Genomic DNA, 19045 nt, shown 5'->3' on the forward strand with positions numbered 1-19045 from the left:
CTGTTTGGCTAGAGGTGTGTTTAATCATTAAATTCTGAATTAATAAGGGGGTGAAATATTGAATGATTCTATACTAACACCCGCTTCGGTTTCAGTAACTTTATGAGGCCTAAATAAAAAAACATGAAATTTAAACCGCTATTACTCATTACTCTGTTATTTGTGCTTGGTTGCTTGCATGCCCAACAACACTTCCTTTTTAAAAAAGTATCTACTAAAGATGGCCTTTCTCAAAGTGATGTTCATGCCATTTATCAAGACTCAAAAGGTTTTATGTGGTTTGGTACCAATGATGGTTTAGATAGGTATGATGGTAAAAACTTTAAAAATTTCACAGATGCTAGTACTCGAAAGATAAAAACGACTAGTCACCCTATCACCCAAATAAAAGGAGACATTAATGACAAATTGTATATAGGTACACTTATAAATGGAGTTACAGTAAAGAACGAAGTTAATGGAGTTACTTTTGGAATTACAAATTCTATTTATAGTAAGCAATTGCTGGCGAATAACACAGTTAAGTGTATTGAAATAATTGAACCTGGATTAGTTTGGATAGCTAATACAAATGGTTTGTCTAAAATAGATAGAGATAGCAAATATAGAAACCCGAAGTCTTATAAATACTATGTAAACCCAAGTGAAATTGGTTTGCCAAGTTTCTCGAATATCCAAATTGCTCAAGATTCAACCCAAAACTTATGGATACTTATTTCTGAGGGAATATATAAATGGACCTATCCGTTTGATGAAGTTCCAAGGGAAGTAAAAGCCTTTGATGATGCCCCAAAGCATGTGATTGCTACTAAGGATGGATTGTATTGTGCCTTAAGGAATGAGGTTTGTTATTATGATTTTAATAATAATACTCTTAAAAAGATTAATGCTATTGAAGCAACATGTCTTTTAAAAGATAGGAGTGGACAGTTATGGGCAGGAACAACTAAGGGCTTACATGTTTTAAAATTGCATAAAAACAATATTGATACCTTAACTCACACCATTATCAAAGAAGGCAAAAGTGCAAGCCGAATTAGTAATAGTCATATCTTATCTCTTTATGAAGGTAAAGATGGATTAGTGTGGGTAGGCACAAAATTTGGAGGTATAAATATTTACGATCCAAAACGCAATCATTTCTTATTGTTTAATAATAAGAACAATGCATCTAAATTACCACACAAAAACATAAGCTCCGCTTTCCAAGATAAAAGTAATAATTTATGGATGGGAACTTTTGATGGAGACTTTATATGTCTTGATAAGGAAAATGTAAGTGCTTTTAGTAATAACTATAGAAATGTAAAGTTAAACAGATCTGTAGGGGTTATTAATGTTATTAAACCTGTAATACTTCCGAATAAAAACGAAATATTGTTAATTGGAACGGATGATGGTATTGTGACTTACCCTAAAACTAATATTAACTTACCTCATATAGAATCAGGTGTAAATGATATTTTCCAGGATAAAAAGGGAGTGATATGGATTGCTACTTCACAAGAAGGAGTTTATAGACATGATCCTTATGATAAAGTAAAAGACTGGCAAGTTTCTTTCGATTCTTCATCACCTTTAATTAATCATGCTACTTGTTTTTGTTACGATAGTTTTAATCGGTTTTGGGTAGGAACTAAGGGCGGTCTGATGCTTTTTGAAAAGGATCAGATGCATAATGAGGTTCCTGAATTTAGACAGATTACTTATCACGATGATAGTGGTTTGAACTATAATGATATTGTTAGCATTTATGAAACTTCTAAAAAACAGATGTATTTTGGTACCAACGGGCGTGGTATTAATGTGTTAACTAAGTTAACAGAGGGTTCTGCAAGGTTTAGCTATATTACAAAACAAGATGGATTATCTAACAATGTAATTAAATTTATTTCTGAGGATAAAAATGGGAGTATCTGGATTAGTACAAATAAAGGAATCAATCAGATTGATTCACAAAATAATAGGATTAATAGCTTTAATTTGGAGGATGGACTTCAGGATATGGAGTTTAACTCAAAAGCTTGTTTGTTATTAAATGATGGAAGATTTTTAATGGGGGGGATTAATGGTTTTAATGTGTTTAAACCAGAAGCCATTAAGCATTCTGTAAATGTTCCAAATGTTGTTTTAAATGATTTATCCATTCTAAATCGAACTATTAATAATAAGCGAGAGGTAAATGGGAGGGTTTTGCTTTGTAAGAGTATTGATTATCAAGACTCTCTTGTTTTAAAACATGATGAAAACAGTTTCTCTATTAAATATGCTTTAATTTCAAGCTCAACATCGTTAAATCAGATGGCTAGATATAGGTTAGTAGGTTTTGATGAGGATTGGAATTATAGTAATACGAATGTGGTAAAATATACCAATATACCTAGGGGAAACTATAAGTTAGAAATAAGTGCTACGAACGATGGTTATAATTGGTCTGATAAACCCAAGGTTATTCATCTCGAAATAAAACCGCACCTAGCCTTTTCTGCTCCTATGATAATTATATACATCATTATTTTAATGGTGGTGATATATTTTTTTACTAAGTATTCTTTTATTCAGATCAACCATAAAAATCAATTACAAATTGAGGCTTTTAAGGTAGGACAGATGGAACAATTGAACGATTTAAAGTTGAAATTTTTCACCAATATATCTCATGAGTTCAGAACTCCTCTTTCATTAATAATTAGTCCTATAGAGAATTTACTGGCTAGAGATCAATTGACTGATAAAGCGGTTACACAACGTGTACTTAGTCTTGTCTATCGAAATGCGACAATGTTAAATAAGTTAGTCAATCAGTTGCTCGATTTTAGAAGTCTTGAAAAAGGTAAGTTAAAACTTAGAGTTAATGAAGGAAATGTGGTAGCTTTTTTAAAGCATATATACGATTCATTCTTACCAACAGCACGAGGCAAGCAGATAAATTTGAAGTTTAGCTCGGTATTAAAGGAAGAAATGGCATATTTCGATCATGATAAACTTGAGAAAGTAATTTATAATTTGATATCTAATAGTTTTAAAAATACCAGGCCAAACGATAGTATTGAGCTTATTGTAATGGAAAGTGAAGGTGAAGAATTTATTAAAATATTAGTAAGCGATACGGGGGCTGGCATTCCAGAGCACATTCAACCGCATGTGTTTGAACGTTTTTTTAATGAGAATGGATCGGTAAATAATGGCTATGATAGTTCAGGAATTGGTTTATCATATTCAAAATCATTGATAGAACATATGCATGGTTCTATTAAATTTACGACTAAAGAGAATGTTGGAACTACTTTTACTATTCTTATTCCTTGGAAAAAAACCTTCTTCAAAAAGGATGAGCTTTATGTGGATTATGAATCGATAGATATTAAACCTGTTATTGATGTTGTTAATAAAGTAGAGAGTAAAGACTTTAAAGGTGATGTAGCTCAAGTTAATAAGGAATATACACTTTTGGTTGTTGAGGATAACGATGAATTAAGGCTATTTTTGAAAGGTATTTTTGAACAAGAATATCATATAATATTGGCTAAAAACGGTAAGGAAGGTTTAGAGTTGGCTAACGAAAAAATACCTGATCTTGTATTGAGTGATATAATGATGCCATATATGAATGGAATTGAATTGGCTAAGTCTATTCGGAATACCTTTGAAATTAGTCATTTGCCGATCATATTGTTAACGGCAAAATCGAGTGTAGAAAATCAATTGGAGTCATATGGGGTTGGTATTGAGGGGTATGTATCGAAGCCTTTTAATGTGAGCTTGTTGAAAACACAAGTTGGAGCGATACTAGCGGGTAGACAAAAGTTACGCGAAAAGATTATTAATAAGGTGGATATTTCCCCGTCGGAGGTAATGCCAACTAATGTAGATGAAAAGTTTTTAGTCAATGTAATGAAGATTATTGAAGACAGAATTGGAGATCCAGATTTTACAGTTACTGAAATTGCGGCAAAATGCGGTGTTTCTCAACCTTCCTTAAGTAAAAAAATAACAGCACTAACTGGCTTAAAACCAAAATTGTTTTTAAGAAACATTCGTATTAAAAGAGCAGCACAATTACTAAGGCTTAATGAACTCAATATTTCTCAGATAACGTATGAGGTTGGTTTTATTGATTTAAAACACTTTAGAAGCTGTTTTAAGGAAGAATATGGAGTTTCACCATCGGAGTATAAGCGAAGGTATAAAGAGGAAGATATATTAACCTAGGGCAAAAAAAATCCCGATAAACATATGCTTATCGGGATTGTATATTTTAAAGTATCAATTACTTTCTAATAATCGTTTGGTCTCTATCTGGACCAACAGAAACAATGGTGATAGGTACCTCAAGTTCTTTTTCAAGATAAGCAATATAGTCGCTTAATTCCTTAGGGAACTGATCTTCTGATTTCATTCCTGTTAAGTCCTCAGCCCATCCTGGCACTTCTGTATAAACAACCTCTATGTCTTCAGGTAATTCAAACGGAAATTCGCTTGTTTCTACACCGTTAACTTTATATGCAGTAGCTACTTTAATAGTTTTAAATGAGCTTAAAACATCACCTTTAGTCATAATTAATTGAGTAACCCCATTAATCATTACTGAGTATTTTAGAGCTACTAAGTCTAACCAACCACATCTGCGTGGGCGACCTGTAGTTGCTCCAAACTCATGACCTGCTTTACGAAGCTCTTCACCTGTTTCGCATTCTAGCTCAGTTGGGAATGGTCCGCTACCAACACGTGTACAGTAAGCTTTAAAAATTCCGAATACTTCACCAATTTTGTTAGGAGCAACACCCATACCTGTACATGCACCTGCGCATATTGTATTGGATGAAGTAACGAATGGATACGAACCAAAATCAATATCTAATAAAGTACCTTGGGCACCTTCCGCTAATACAGACTTTCCTTCTTTTAAAAACTTGTTAATATCGTGCTCGCTATCAATAATGGTGAATTTTTTCAAGCACTCGATACCTTCCATTAAGCCAGCTTCAAACTCTTCAATGTTGTATTCAAAATCATACATCGATAAAAGTTGTTCGTGCTTCTTTTTTAACTCCTCATATTTTTGCTCAAAGTTATTTAGGATGTCACCTACACGTAAACCGTTTCGTCCAGTTTTATCCATGTAAGTTGGTCCTATTCCTTTAAGAGTAGAGCCAATTTTAGTTTTTCCTTTTGAAGCTTCCGAAGCTGCATCTAAAATACGGTGTGTAGGTAATATTAAATGTGCTTTTTTCGAAATCAATAGATTCTTTGCTAAATCCATATCTTTTGCCTCAAGCTCATCAATTTCCTGCTTAAAGCTAATCGGATCTAACACTACACCATTACCAATAATATTCATCTTGTCGGTATGGAATATACCTGAAGGAATGTTGTGTAATACGTGTTTGATATTGTTAAACTCTAAAGTATGACCAGCGTTAGGTCCACCTTGAAAACGTGTTATTACATCATATTTAGGGGTAAGTACGTCCACAACTTTTCCTTTACCCTCGTCTCCCCATTGAAGACCAAGAAGAACATCAACTTTCATGTGTATTATTTTAAAGTATTTTTTATTGCAGGATGGTATATTTCTGCTTTTCGACTGGCAAAAATAGTTATTAAAACTGGTAAAATGTCATGGTTTTAGATATATTTTTCCATACCATCTGAAACCTAGCCTTAACAGCTTAAAACAGTTGGTAAGAAGCGTTGTGTGTTAGCTTATTCTTTTAATTTAGAACAATCTTTGCAGGTTCCGTAAATGTATAATGAGTGATGCGAGACCTGAAAATGCATGGTTTCTTTTGCATTGTTAAGTACAGATTGAACACCTGGATCACAAAACTCCGTAACATTTCCACAGTTTACACAAATAAGATGGTCGTGTTGTTTAGATTCGTAGGCTTTTTCGAACTGTGCAATGTTTTTACCAAACTGGTGTTTAATAACCAACTTGCATTCTAAAAGCAAATCAATGGTGTTATATAAAGTTGCCCTACTCACTCTGTAATTTTTATTCTTCATAAAAATGTACAGCGATTCAATATCAAAATGTCCATCTCTCGAATAAATCTCTTCTAATATTGCAAAACGTTCAGGCGTTTTTCGGTGTCCGTTCTTTTGCAGAAATTCAGTGAATATTTTTTTCACTTCTTCCTTGGCCTTCACCTTATCCATATATAAACTAATTAAAAATAACGGCCTAAAGATAGAAAAATCAGTAAAAAAAAGAAACGATTGTTTAGACTAAATTAAAACAAGAGAATTAATTTAATACATCTTCTATTTTTGTATTCTTTCTTGTCGTGTAACAGTGTGTACCCCTTTTATTTTCATTATCTTGTAAATGAGGTTGTTCAAGTCTTCTACGTTATGTATATATAAATAAATAGACCCCTCAAAAATACCATCGTGGCTTTCTACATGGATGGAGCGCATATTTACATTTTGATCGTCAGAAATAACCTTTGTCATCTTACTAACGATACCAATTTGGTCAATTCCCGTTAGGTTAATGATAGCTAAAAAGGACAGGAGTTTGTGTGTAGTCCATTCTGCAGATACCAGCTGATTTCCTTGACTCGACATTAGTTTGATGGCAATAGGGCATTTTCTACTATGCAATATCACCTTTTCTTCGTCATCCACATAGCCCACAACATCATCTCCAGGAATAGGATTACAGCAGCTAGCTACTATGTATGTGGCTTTATCCGTATCATCTGTTAAAACGATAGGTTTGCGTTTGTCAATTTTTTTAGATTCGGATTGTTTTGCTTTTTTACCACCTCCAAAAGATAAACCCCAATATTTAATCCATTTATTACTGGTTTTTTCTGTTAGGATTTTATTGATATTCTTAAGAACTATAGCTCCACTTCCTAATTTAAAGTACAGATCCTCTTTCTTTTCAATATTATAATGACGTAGTAATTTACTAAGAATACGATTATTGGTAGTTAGCTTTTTACGATTAAGTGCATCTTCAACTATTTTTTCTCCTTTAGCAATATGCTCCTTACGTTCTTTTTTAAAGGCATCTTTAATAGCTGTTTTTGCTTTGGCAGTGGTAACTACTTTAATCCAGTCGTATTTAGGTTCTTGCTTCTCCGAAGTTAGTATTTCAACCTGATCACCACTTTTTAGTACGTAGCTGACCGGAACCAATTTGTAATTTACTTTTGCTCCAATACACTTATAACCAAGATGCGTATGGATTTCAAAGGCGAAATCAAGTGCTGTAGCACCTTTAGGCAATATTTTAACTTGCCCTTTAGGTGTAAAAATCATGATTTCAGAAGCAAATAGATTGAGTTTGAAATCATCTAAAAATTCCAATGAATCAGAAACTGGGTTTTCCAGCATATCGCGAATTCGTTGAAGCCAATTGTCTAATTCCGATTCTTTTTCTTGAACTCCTTTATATTTATAATGAGCAGCAAAGCCACGTTCTGCTATCTCATCCATTCTTTGACTACGAATTTGTATTTCTACCCATTTACCAGCAGGTCCCATCACGGTAGCGTGTAATGCTTCATATCCGTTGGCCTTAGGATTGCTCACCCAGTCTCTTAGACGGTCTGGTTTGGGTTTATAGATATCGGTAATAAGAGAGTAAATATTCCAACATTGCGATTTTTCAGGAATCAGCTGATTGTCTTTAAAAACCACCCTGATAGCCAAAACATCATATATCTCATCTACAGGAATGTTTTTCTTTTGCATTTTATTCCAAGTGGAATAAATGGACTTAGGTCGTGATTTTATTTCAAATTCGATACCTGCATGTTCCAAGGTTTCTTCTATTGGAGTGATAAACTTTTCCAATATATCTTTGTCCTTGTGCTCTTTGGTATCAATTTTACTGGTGATGTCTTCGTAAATAGAAGGGTGCTCGTATTTAAGACTTAAATCCTCCAGCTCTGTTTTAAGCGCATATAAACCAAGTCGGTGCGCAATAGGAGCATACATAAATAATGTTTCTCCTGCGATCTTTAATTTTTTATGCTCAGGCATAGAGCCCAGGGTTCTCATATTGTGCAGTCTGTCGGCTAGCTTCAGGATGATGACGCGAATGTCTTCAACCATAGTTAGTAGAAGCTTTCTGAAGTTTTCAGCTTGTGCCGATTGACTTTTATCAAATACCCCAGATAGTTTGGTTAAACCATCCACAATAGAGGCTACTTTAATACCAAATATGGCTTCTAAGTCTTCGTAGGTGTAATCAGTGTCTTCAATAACGTCGTGCAAAAGTGCAGCAGCAACACCAGTACTTCCCAATCCTATCTCTTCGGCTGCAATTCGCGCTACCGCCAGTGGATGTAAAATATAGGGTTCACCCGATTTTCTACGCACACCTTTATGCGCATCACGAGCTAGCTCAAATGCTTTTTTTACCAGCTTTAATCCTTTTTCAGTTTGACACTTGGGGCATATGCTCACTAAGTCATCAAATTCTTTTTGAATTAACTCTTTCTCTTCTATTTCCGATACCGATTCCTTCATTCAGTATATATCTGCAATCTAATTTATAATGATAAACTACCTACTAAAACAATTATAGTAAAAAAATGCTATTTCCCTGCAATAACAACATAGAAATCACTTTCAACTAAATATTTGTTGGCCAATTCTTTTATTTTGGCCACCGTCATGCATTTTATGCTTTTTTCCAGTGTGTCAAAATAGCTCAGATCTAGGTCAAAACCTAGCAACCCTCTTGATGCATCAGAAATGGCAAAAGGGCCATCTAAATTACGCATCAAGTCACCTAACATAAAGTTCTTCACACGGGTTAATTCTTCTTCCTCTATATCCTGAGTCCTTAGCTTTTGCATTTCGTTAAAAACCTCTTTTACGGCTAATTCTCTCTTTTCTGAAAGAACCTCAGTGGAAATTCCGAAAACACCAGCTTTAAGAAACGAAATCATATAGGATGAAATACCGTAAGTGAGTCCTTTTTCTTCTCTTAGATTATTCATTAATCTAGAACCGAAGTATCCACCAAATAACGTATTTAAAACCTGTAGTGGTAAAAAGTCTTCATGATCCTTTGTTACGCTAGGTCTAACAATTCTAATAGCTGACTGCATTGCATTTTCTTTGTGCTCTAAATGAAAATGCTCCTGGTTAGGACTTGCAGTTGGGAGTTCTTGAGAATCTTTAGTGTCATTGGCCCAATCGGTACCGCCAAAATGTTTGTTTAATACCTCTTGTAAATCATCGCCAGGTTGCCCAGATACAATGATTGTACAAAGGTTAGAAGCATATTGTCGTTGATGAAAGTCCTTTACATCTTGCAAGTTTATTTCATCAAAATGGTGCAGTTTAGCCACTTTACCATATGGGTGATCTGCACTAAATAATATTTCTTGCGATTTACGATGAGCTAAAGTTTTTACTTTTTCAGAATCTACTAAAAAGTCCTGCTTTTTCTTAGCCATATGAACATCAAACTCATGCTGAGATAAAGCTGGTTTTTTAATTATGTCTTCTAAAATGGGTAATACATTAGGTAAATATTTTGATAGGGCGTAAAGTGTTATTTGAGCATGATGATAGTTGGTTGATTGTCCAAGGTAAGCTCCGTAAAAATCAATTTTTTCTGCCACCTCAAAAGCCGACATAGATTCAGTACCTTCGTGTATTAATGAGTTTGTAACCGCAGCGACCAATGCTTTTGGTGATTGAACTACTCCTGCAGCAAATACTAAATCCAACTTAGCAACTTCTTGTGTCCCTCCCTCAACAAATAATACCTGTATACCATTGTTCAGCTTATAGGTTTTTTGCTCCAAAATATTTAAGCCAGAAGGTAAGGCAAATGATGGCACTTCTTTTCTTTTTAACATCCTTTTTCCTTTTTCTCCTTTGATAAATAATATAATTTAGAACAATTACTTTGCTCGAATAAACTCTTAGCACATGCCTGAATTTCTTCGGCAGTAACCTTGTTGTATTTGTCCACTTCGTAGTTAATATCTTCGGCTTTGCCTAAAAGTTCAAACTGAGCTAGTGTCATTGCTTTATTCAGAAAATTGATTTCAGAAAATAACATGGATGACTCAATTTTGTTTTTCACTTTTTGAAGTTCGTAATCGCTTACCAATGTTTCTTTAATGATTTTGATTTCTTCCCAAATGGCTTTTTCAGCATCATAAATATTAACATCATCCGAAACATTTCCAGCAAAAGTAAATAATCCTTTTTCGATGTCTCCTGAAACATAGGCATGTATGTCGGTAAATAGTTTTTGCTCTTTTACCAGCCGTTGGTAAATACGTGCGCTTGTTCCGTTTGAAAGAACATCAGACAGTAAATCTGTAGCATGATATTCCTTATCCGTTCTGGAACACATATGAAAAACCAATTGTAATGTATCTGAAGGTACGTCTCTTTCAGCAACCAGTTCTCTCATTTTAGTTTGCTTCGGTTCAAGTGGTAAATTCCGTTTTACCACATCTCTTGATGGGATATCACCAAACCATTTTTTTACTTTCTCAAAAACATCATCGGGATCAATATTACCCGTAACCGTTAAAATGGCATTGTTAGGCGCATAATGCGAATAGAAAAAGCTTTTTACTTCGTCTAAAGTAGCGTCTTCAATATGTTTTACATCCGCTCCAATAGTTGGCCATTTATATGGATGAACCTTATAAACCAGCGGACGAAGCAATAATGGAATATCTCCGTAAGGCTGATTTAAATAACGTTGTTTAAATTCCTCAATAACTACCTTTTTTTGCACATCAAGGGATTCTTGCGAAAAATTTAATTCCAACATTCTATCCGATTCTAACCAAAGTCCTGTTTCTAAATTTGAAGCAGGAAGGGTTAAGTAATAGTTGGTTAAATCATTGCTAGTCCAGGCGTTATTATCGCCACCTACATTTTGCAAAGGATTATCGTACGATGGAATGTTTTTACTACCTCCGAACATAAGGTGTTCAAATAAATGGGCAAAACCCGTTTTCTGTTCATCTTCGTCTTTTGAACCTACGTTGTATAGTACGTTTACAGCGGCTAATGGGGTGGTTTTATCTTGATGCACAACAAGGCGCAAACCATTGTCGAGCTTATACTTTTTAATTTCTATCATTCACTAAAATTGAAAGGCTTTGCCTGATAAGTCCTGCAGCGTGTTTCTATATTCTGCAAGCATTTCTTCCATGATTACTTTTACTGGTTTAATATCCTCAATCATCGAAGATATCTGACCAATTTCTAATTCTCCTTCATCTAATTCTCCTAAAAACATACCTTTTTTAGCACGTCCTTTACCAAGTAACTCTTGAAGCTCTTCTATTGTTGCACCTTTACTTTGCGCATCAGCCACCTGTGCTGAAAACTTATTGTGGATTAATCGGACTGGCCCTAGCTTTTTAAGGGTTAGCGTTGTGCCTCCTTCTCCTGCTTCAATTACTTTTTTCAGAAAGTCGGGATGTGCAGAAGATTCCTTGCTAGCAGCAAATCGAGAACCTACCTGAACACCATCGGCACCTAAAGCCATGGCAGCAGCCATTCCTCTTCCTGTTCCGATTCCGCCTGCAGCAATAATAGGCAGTTTTGTTACTTTTTTAATTTGCGGAATTAATACCATCGTAGTGGTTTCTTCTCTGCTATTATGTCCGCCAGCTTCAAAACCTTCGGCAACCAATATATCAACACCATTATCTTCGCATTTTTTCGCAAAACGACTATTGGCAATGACGTGGGCTACTGTAATACCGTTTTCTTTTAGTTTAGCGGTATATTTTGCAGGGTTTCCAGCGCTTGTGAAAACAATTTTTACACCTTCCTCAATAATTAAATCTATAATAGTATCAATTTCAGGATATAATAAAGGCACATTAACGCCCCACGGTTTATCTGTGGCTTGTTTCATTTTAGTAATGTGCTCTCTTAAAACTTCAGGATGCATTGAGCCAGCTCCTAATAAACCTAACCCACCTTGATTACTTACTGCCGAAGCAAGCTTCCAACCACTACACCAAACCATTCCTCCTTGAATAATGGGGTATTTAATATTGAATATAGATGTTATCTTATTTTCCATTTTTAAGCGCTTTACCAGAATTAAATAGCGGGCAAAGATACTAATTTTTAGGGCTCAGTAAACATTTTGAGAAATTAGGATATCAAATACTTAATTTAGACTTTTTGTCCGAAATGTTTGTTGTGAGAAAGAAATGGTCTTCGTATTTAAGTTTAAGTACTTTAAATACTTAAAGGTTAACGTACATGCAGTCAGTGTTTTATGATTTTGTCACGTATTTGTCACGCATGAAAAAATGAATTTTATATTTTTTTTATTAATTTCATACATCATGATACCAAAACCAAAACATTTTTAAATATAAAAATCCCAAGGAATTATGGCCAGAAGCAAATCTAATGACAAACAGGTGTTTACCTGTGAACAAACACATCAATTAAATTATTTTTCGCACTTGTATAATAAAAACGAAGATGTGGAGAAGTTTTTAAGAAGAAGTTGTGCCACAGGTACAATTGATAAAAAAACGCACATTGAAGTTTTTAAACTTATAGAGGAGGAGTTAGGTTATCCTATTCCTTAACTAAAAAGAATCCTTCCTGAATTTTTCAGGAAGGATTCTTTTTTTAAAATTCTACTATAACACCTATCGTTGGTAATACTGTACCACTTTCTGTAAATAGTTTATCAAAAGCATATCGTTGTTCGCCTGGGTCTGCACCTGGGTTTTCAATAATAGGGCTACCAGAATCATCAAGCTGTTGTACGTATTTAACTGGTTCTGTTAATTTTTGGTTGTATAAATTCTGAATATCTAGATATATGCCTAAGGACCAATTTTTAAAAGTATATGATTTATCTACTCTAATGTCTAATTGGTGAAAATTGTCTAATCTTTGTTGATTATACTGGCTGTAATCTAACTGCTCTCTACCTGTGGCATCCCACGAATCCTTTAAGGTAGTTGTATTTTCATCCACAGGTGTAAATGGTGTTCCTCCAATGAAGCGCCATTTTAAACCAATATCCCAATTATTTTTGAATGTTTTATTAATAGTAGTTGTAAATAAATGTTTGCTATCCCAAGAACTTGGAATATACGTTCCTTCTAAATCGGTAAATTCACTTCGTACAAAGGTGTAAGCAGCAATAAAGCTGTATCCTTTGGCAGACCTCTGTCGAGCCATAATTTCAAATCCGTAAGAACGACCCTTACCTGTTGATAATACAGCCTCGTCACCGATAACTCCAAAATCGCCACCTTTACTAGCCAACGAGATAGAATCATTTAAAGAAACGGGATAGTTGCCGTAGTTTTTGTAGAAACCTTCCAGTGTTACTTTAGTGAAATTGTTGGCTCTGTATTCAAAACCAGTTACATAATGGTCGGCATGAATATGTTTTAAATTATTTTGTTTATTAACTAGGTTTCCATCATTATCTCTAAAACCTAAAGTAGTGTATGATGGCAATTGGTAATATCTACCCACATTTAAATTGTAATAGAAGGTTGGCGATATTTCAACAGAAGCTGAAAATCGTGGACTAATTTGGTCAAGCATGTTACTCATTGCTTTGGAATAGTTGTTGCCGTCTAAGCGCACTCCTAATGAGAGTTTTACCTTGTTGTTGAGTACAGGCATACCTACTGAGGTAAATAAACCATATTTAATAAAGTTAAGCTCCGATTCGTAGTTGATGTCAGTTTGTTCGCCATTTAAATATACCTTTTGAAAAGTACTGTTGGCATAATTAACGCCTTCTAACGAAATACCCGAATTAATACTCATTCCTCCACTTTTAGAATTTATCTCTGCCCTAAATTTATTCTCAATTTCTTCCGACTCGTAATCGTAAGTTAAGTTCTCATCAATAGTAATATTATCACGATATTTGATGGCCGTGTTATTTAAATGACTTCTACTGGCCACCAGTGTTAAATAACTCTTTCCAAAATAGTGCTTGTAGTTGGTTCCAATGGTATAATTCCATTGTTTGTTAACGGGAATATAAGATAGTGTATACTGGTTCTCGGGTGTGTCACTGGCGTTTTCATTTAGTTCAAAATCGTCAATGGCTCCAAAGCCTAAAAAAGTAATTTCATTTTTAGTATTGATTCGGGTTTTAGTTTTAAACTGAAAATCAGTAAAAGTGGGCAGAAATGGAAGGTCTAATGCTTTAAATAAAAACTGTAAATATGAGCGACGCACAGAGGCAAAGGCAGTTGTTTTTTCAGATAATGGACCAGATGCCGAAAATGCAATTTCACTAGCTCCTAAGACGGCTTTATAATCTCCTTGTTCCTTGCTACCATCTTTTTGTTTAAACTCCAAAACTGAGCTTAATGCATTTCCTCTGGCAGAAGGGAAAGCGCTTGAATAAAAATCCACTTCACGAATAAAGTCTACATTTAACATACCAACGGGTCCTCCTGAAGCACCTTGAGTAGAAAAGTGGTTGATGGTTGGAATCTCAATGCCATCAATATAAAACTTGTTTTCGGCAGGACCACCACCTCGTACAATAATATCATTTCTAAATGATACAGAACTACCAACACCTGGGAATGATTGAATAACCTTTGAGATATCTCTGTTTGCACCGGCACTTTTTTCAATTTGATCAATGCCAATTCTCCTTAAAGAAACAGGACTTTCAATTTTTTGAGCGAAAGGAGATGTAGTAACGGTTACTTCAGATAAAGTTTCAGAACTCGGCTCCATAGGTACTTCTATAAAGTTAGAGCGAATCTTAGAAATCATGATTTCCTCTGTAATTAAGCTTTTATATCCAAGAAACGATAATTGCAATTGAATAAATTCGGCATCTTTAATTTCAAACTCAAACCTTCCCAATGAATCTGTTGTGGTGCCATTAGTGGTGTTGTATACAATGATATTTACAAATTGTAAAGGTTCGTTAGAGTACATGTCTTTTACTACTCCTTTAAGTGTACTTGTTTGCGCAGAAGCCCATGCCGAAACCCAAACTAAGAGCAGAGTAATATATATTCGATAGTTCATATTGTTTAACTTTTAAATTCATCAATTAAACACAAAGGTAGAATAAAGGTTCATTTTATTCGAAAGTAATTTTTAAAAAATAGGATGTGTACGTTTGTCGTTAATTCAAATTTCCATTAACAGTAAATAATTCATAAATTGAGCATGTAAAAACCCTTATAAAATCAATGGCAAAAGGCATTCTTCGTAAGAAATTTCTTACCTGGCGACTAAGGTATATCAGCAACCGACAGTTTATGATTATACTTAGTATTGTTATAGGTATTGCAGCAGGTTTAGCGGCTGTTACTATAAAAAAAACAGTTGGTGTTATTCATCATTTTGTACATGGAATTACTTCTATGGAAGGATTGGAATGGCTGTATTTTGTGGCGCCAGGAATTGGAATATTATTGGCCGTTTTGTTTATAAAATATATTGTTCGCAGACCAGTTCGTCATGGTATTCCCAATGTTTTATATGCCATTTCAAAGAATCAAGGTCAAATGAATAGGCATAATATGATTTCTTCGGTCATTGCTAGTTCATTTACGGTAGGTTTTGGTGGTTCTGTAGGGCTGGAGGGACCAACAGTATCTACAGGAGCTGCTATTGGCGCCAATCTTGGTAAAGCCTTGCATTTGAATTATCGTCAGATAACATTGCTGTTGGGCTGTGCTTGTGCAGGAGCTATGTCTGCCATTTTTAAGGCACCTATTGCTGCCATTGTATTTGCGCTCGAGGTAATAATGCTCGACTTAACATTAACTTCACTTGTTCCCTTATTACTTTGTTCTGCTTCGGCTGTGGTGGTTTCATATTTATTCTTGGGGCAAGAGGTGGTTTACCCTTTTGATATAGAGCATACCTATACCTTAAAAGAACTCATTTTTTATGTGTTACTAGGTTTAGGTTGCGGATTGGTAGCTACCTATTTTACGCGCATGTATAAATATATCGAACGCCTTTTTGAGAAAGTTCAGAATGGCTGGACTCGTTTGATTTTTGGTGCAATATCGTTAGGTATTATATTAGTGTTTTTTCCTCACCTTTTTGGAGAAGGGTACGAAGTTATTAATGGTGCTTTAAACGGAGAGTTGTTTTATTTACATGATGTAGGTGTTTTTGCAGGTATGAGTGACACTTTTGTCAATTTTGTGATTATTATGGCGCTTACCATAGGTGTAAAAGTAATTGCTACTTCAGTAACTTTTGGTAGTGGTGGAGTAGGGGGGATATTTGCACCAACGTTGTTTATGGGAGCAAATACGGGAGTATTGTTTGCTACTTTAATCAACCGTTTTGGCTGGATAGATTTACCCGTTAAAAACTTTGCTTTAATTGGTATGGCTGGTTTAATTGCAGGCGTTTTACATGCACCTCTTACTGGGCTCTTTTTAATTGCAGATTTATCGGGCGGTTACTCCATGTTTTTGCCTTTGATGATAACGGCCACCATTAGCTTTATTGTAGCTAAGTCCTTTGAGAAGCACTCTGTATATACCCATCAGTTGGCGCATCGTAAGGAATTGCTAACGCATGATAAGGACCAGAATGTAATGACCATGATGGAGGTGAGTAAGTTGATTGAAACTGATTTTGCCATCATTTCTCCAAAAGCCAACTTAGGTGATTTGGTTAAAGTTATTTCAAAAGCACATCGTAATTTATTTCCAGTTGTGGATGATAATGGAATTTTAAAAGGTATGGTTAAGATGGATGATATTCGTGAAATTATCTTTGAGCCCGAAAAATATGAATCTGTTAAGGTGCAGGAATTAATGTATATGCCAGAGTATTTTATAAGTCCTGATGATAGCATGGAAGACTTGGTTGAAATATTCCGTAAATCGTCGCGCTTTAATATTGCTGTTATTGATAAAGGAAAATACCATGGTTTTATTTCTCGTGCTAACGCTTTTACAGCCTACAGAAACCAAATAAAAGAGTTTTCAGCTGATTATTAGAATAATATTATGAATAATCAAATGGATTTGCTGTATCAGATTAGAGAGCTTCAAACTAAAACAGGATCAGAACAATTTAATAAAGGAATTTTCCCGTCGTATAGAAAGAATACCATTCTGGGTATCCAACGACCTGATGATAATATTTTTTTCTCAGTTTCTGTTCTATATATTTTAAAAACCATATATCCGCATCTTGCCGAAAAAGAAAAGGAGATAGTAGATAAAATAGAAGGAGATTTGCTACCCAACCTTTCTTTATACACGAATAAGTCAGATAGAAATTCATTTAATTTTTGGCAGAAGCTACCGCACAAGCACTTCCCCAATGGGAGAATTTTAAGTCGCTTAAATAAGTTCCAGTTACCTGATGATGTTGATACAACGTCAATGGTTCACATGGTAAGCGGTTTACCTTATAAAGAGGTAGAGCGTACAAAACAGGCTCTTGTTCATCATGTTAATGGGTATCGATATAAAATACAGAATGGTCATCAGCAGTTACGTAATTATAAGGCGTACTCCACCTGGTTTGGGGAGTATATGCCCATCGAATTTGATATTTGCGTGCTGAGTAACTATTTGCTGTGGGTTAATCATTTTCAATTTAAATTGAATGAATATGATGAAGAAACTATAGCCCTTTTGATAGAGACTATTCAGCAGTCCTTGTATTTAAAATCGAGTTTTAAATCGGCGCCCGAATATCCTAAAGTAGCAGTCATCTTATATCATTTGTCTCGTTTGGCTTCAAGCACCTCATTTATTCATCGAGTTAAGAATATACTTATTAAGGATTGTTGGAATCAGTTTAATGTAAGTCAAAATCTATTTGAGAAAATGATACTTCAAACCTCACTCCTTAAATTGGGCGAGGATGTAAGTTTTGATTATCCTTATCAATATGATGAAGAATACTGGTGGTTTACAGCAGGTCTATTATCTGTCTATTCAAATTCAATTATTGAACAACTGGCCACGCAACCCTTATTTCACTTTAGATTTACTTGCCCTGCCTTTAATCTTGCTCTTCGGTTAGAAAATAAAGTGATAAAAGGATTATTTTAAGGCAGGCCATAAATGTAAATGCTATTCCAGTTTACTTCTATATTCTTTTAAGGCAAGCTCTAATTCATCTATATTATGTGTTCGCATAACCGCATCTCTTAATTGAGCAGCCATGGGCAAATGATGCGTGTAAATCTTAAAAAATCTCCGAAGAACAATCCATGGTTTTTCATCTTTCCATGTGTTGTTAAATAAATTGGCATGTTTCAACATGGTGTTTAGTTTTTCTTCAATGCCCACTTCTTTTTTGTCACTAAACATCCAAAAGTTGTTAAATATTCCCCTACCAATCATTATGCCATCTACATTAAACGCTTTCATTTTTGCATGACCATCGGCTATGGATAATACATCACCATTTCCAAGTAGTTTTACTGAGGGATTTATTTGATTACGGATGTCTACTGCTTTTTTAATTTCATTCCAGTCTGCAAGGCCTTCCGACATTTGTTTTTGTGTTCTGCCGTGCACGGTCAAAGCTTTAATTGGTTTCTCTAATAAATGAGAAATCCAGCTCTCTGTTTCAACTAGTTTAAAACCAATACGTGTTTTAACACTAACGGGTAATTGTGTTCCTTCAATGGTGGCTTGTATTATTTCCTTGGCATTATTTGGGTTGGTAATTAATGCACTACATGCTCCTTTTTTTATGATGTTTTTCTGGGGGCAACCCATATTAATATCAATACCATCAAAAGGAGTATGTTCTTGAATGTATTGTGCAGTCTTATGAAATTTTTCTGGGTCTGTACCCCAAATTTGAGCAACAAGTTTTATATCGTTTCTTTTAATTACCTCTAGCTCCGATGGATTTACTTTAAAACGATGCAGTACTTTGTCGTGCCCTATGGGGTGACAAAAACCATCTGTAGATAAAAACTCTGCAAATACTACATGTAAATTATCTGTAGCTGACTCTTCTAATACCATTTGTCTAAAAACGGTATCTGTAACATCCTCCATTGGAGCTAAAGCAAAAATATGTTGCTTCTCATTCCAAAAATTATTCTTTGTATTCATCGCAT

General features: G+C 34.7%; 12 protein-coding genes. 4 read left to right on the forward strand and 8 right to left on the reverse strand.

Going from position 1 to position 19045, the window contains the following annotated elements:
* Positions 1-123: 123 nt before the first annotated feature.
* Positions 124-4212: a hybrid sensor histidine kinase/response regulator transcription factor gene (locus tag A8L32_RS05640; protein ID WP_066628741.1), complete on the forward strand. Its 4089-nt coding sequence runs from the start codon at positions 124-126 to the stop codon at positions 4210-4212.
* Positions 4213-4270: 58 nt separating this feature from the next.
* Here the strand turns inward: A8L32_RS05640 and A8L32_RS05645 are convergent, their stop codons facing one another.
* The 6 genes from A8L32_RS05645 to A8L32_RS05670 form a co-directional block, all read right to left on the reverse strand.
* The gene (locus tag A8L32_RS05645) at positions 4271-5533 is read right to left on the reverse strand and encodes an adenylosuccinate synthase (protein WP_066628745.1); all 1263 of its coding nucleotides are present in this window, start codon (positions 5531-5533) and stop codon (positions 4271-4273) included.
* Between the two features lie 173 nt (positions 5534-5706).
* A complete protein-coding gene (locus A8L32_RS05650; protein ID WP_066628748.1) occupies positions 5707-6162 on the reverse strand; it encodes a Fur family transcriptional regulator in 456 nt (151 codons plus the stop codon).
* A gap of 105 nt (positions 6163-6267) precedes the next feature.
* Positions 6268-8490: a RelA/SpoT family protein gene (locus A8L32_RS05655; protein ID WP_066628751.1), complete on the reverse strand. Its 2223-nt coding sequence runs from the start codon at positions 8488-8490 to the stop codon at positions 6268-6270.
* A gap of 68 nt (positions 8491-8558) precedes the next feature.
* Entirely contained in the window at positions 8559-9836 is a 1278-nt protein-coding gene (locus A8L32_RS05660; RefSeq protein WP_066628754.1) for a M16 family metallopeptidase, read from the reverse strand.
* Complete coding sequence (locus A8L32_RS05665) at positions 9830-11086, reverse strand: M16 family metallopeptidase (RefSeq protein ID WP_066628757.1); 1257 nt, start codon at positions 11084-11086, stop codon at positions 9830-9832. Before A8L32_RS05665 ends, A8L32_RS05660 begins: the two co-directional genes overlap by 7 nt.
* 3 nt (positions 11087-11089) lie before the next feature.
* Positions 11090-12043, reverse strand: a complete 954-nt coding sequence (locus A8L32_RS05670; protein ID WP_066628760.1) for an NAD(P)H-dependent flavin oxidoreductase — start codon at positions 12041-12043, stop codon at positions 11090-11092.
* Positions 12044-12362: 319 nt separating this feature from the next.
* On the opposite strand from A8L32_RS05670, the gene A8L32_RS05675 reads away from it, so the two are divergent.
* A complete protein-coding gene (locus A8L32_RS05675; protein WP_066628762.1) occupies positions 12363-12566 on the forward strand; it encodes a hypothetical protein in 204 nt (67 codons plus the stop codon).
* Positions 12567-12609: 43 nt separating this feature from the next.
* On the opposite strand, the gene A8L32_RS05680 is transcribed toward A8L32_RS05675, so the two are convergent.
* Positions 12610-15006, reverse strand: coding sequence for a TonB-dependent receptor (locus A8L32_RS05680; RefSeq protein WP_066628765.1), 2397 nt, complete (start codon positions 15004-15006; stop codon positions 12610-12612).
* A gap of 167 nt (positions 15007-15173) precedes the next feature.
* Between A8L32_RS05680 and A8L32_RS05685 the strand changes: the two genes are divergently transcribed.
* On the forward strand, positions 15174-16952 hold the full coding sequence (locus A8L32_RS05685; protein WP_083631196.1) for a chloride channel protein: 1779 nt from the start codon (positions 15174-15176) through the stop codon (positions 16950-16952).
* A gap of 9 nt (positions 16953-16961) precedes the next feature.
* Positions 16962-18020 carry a hypothetical protein gene (locus A8L32_RS05690; protein ID WP_066628769.1) on the forward strand — a complete coding sequence of 353 codons (1059 nt, stop codon included), beginning with the start codon at positions 16962-16964 and terminating at the stop codon, positions 18018-18020.
* A 21-nt stretch (positions 18021-18041) separates the two neighbouring features.
* On the opposite strand, the gene A8L32_RS05695 is transcribed toward A8L32_RS05690, so the two are convergent.
* Positions 18042-19040: a tRNA dihydrouridine synthase gene (locus A8L32_RS05695; RefSeq protein ID WP_066628770.1), complete on the reverse strand. Its 999-nt coding sequence runs from the start codon at positions 19038-19040 to the stop codon at positions 18042-18044.
* Between the last annotated feature and the right edge of the window lie 5 nt (positions 19041-19045).

The organism is Labilibacter marinus, from assembly GCF_001659685.2.
Classification (GTDB): domain Bacteria; phylum Bacteroidota; class Bacteroidia; order Bacteroidales; family Marinilabiliaceae; genus Saccharicrinis; species Saccharicrinis marinus.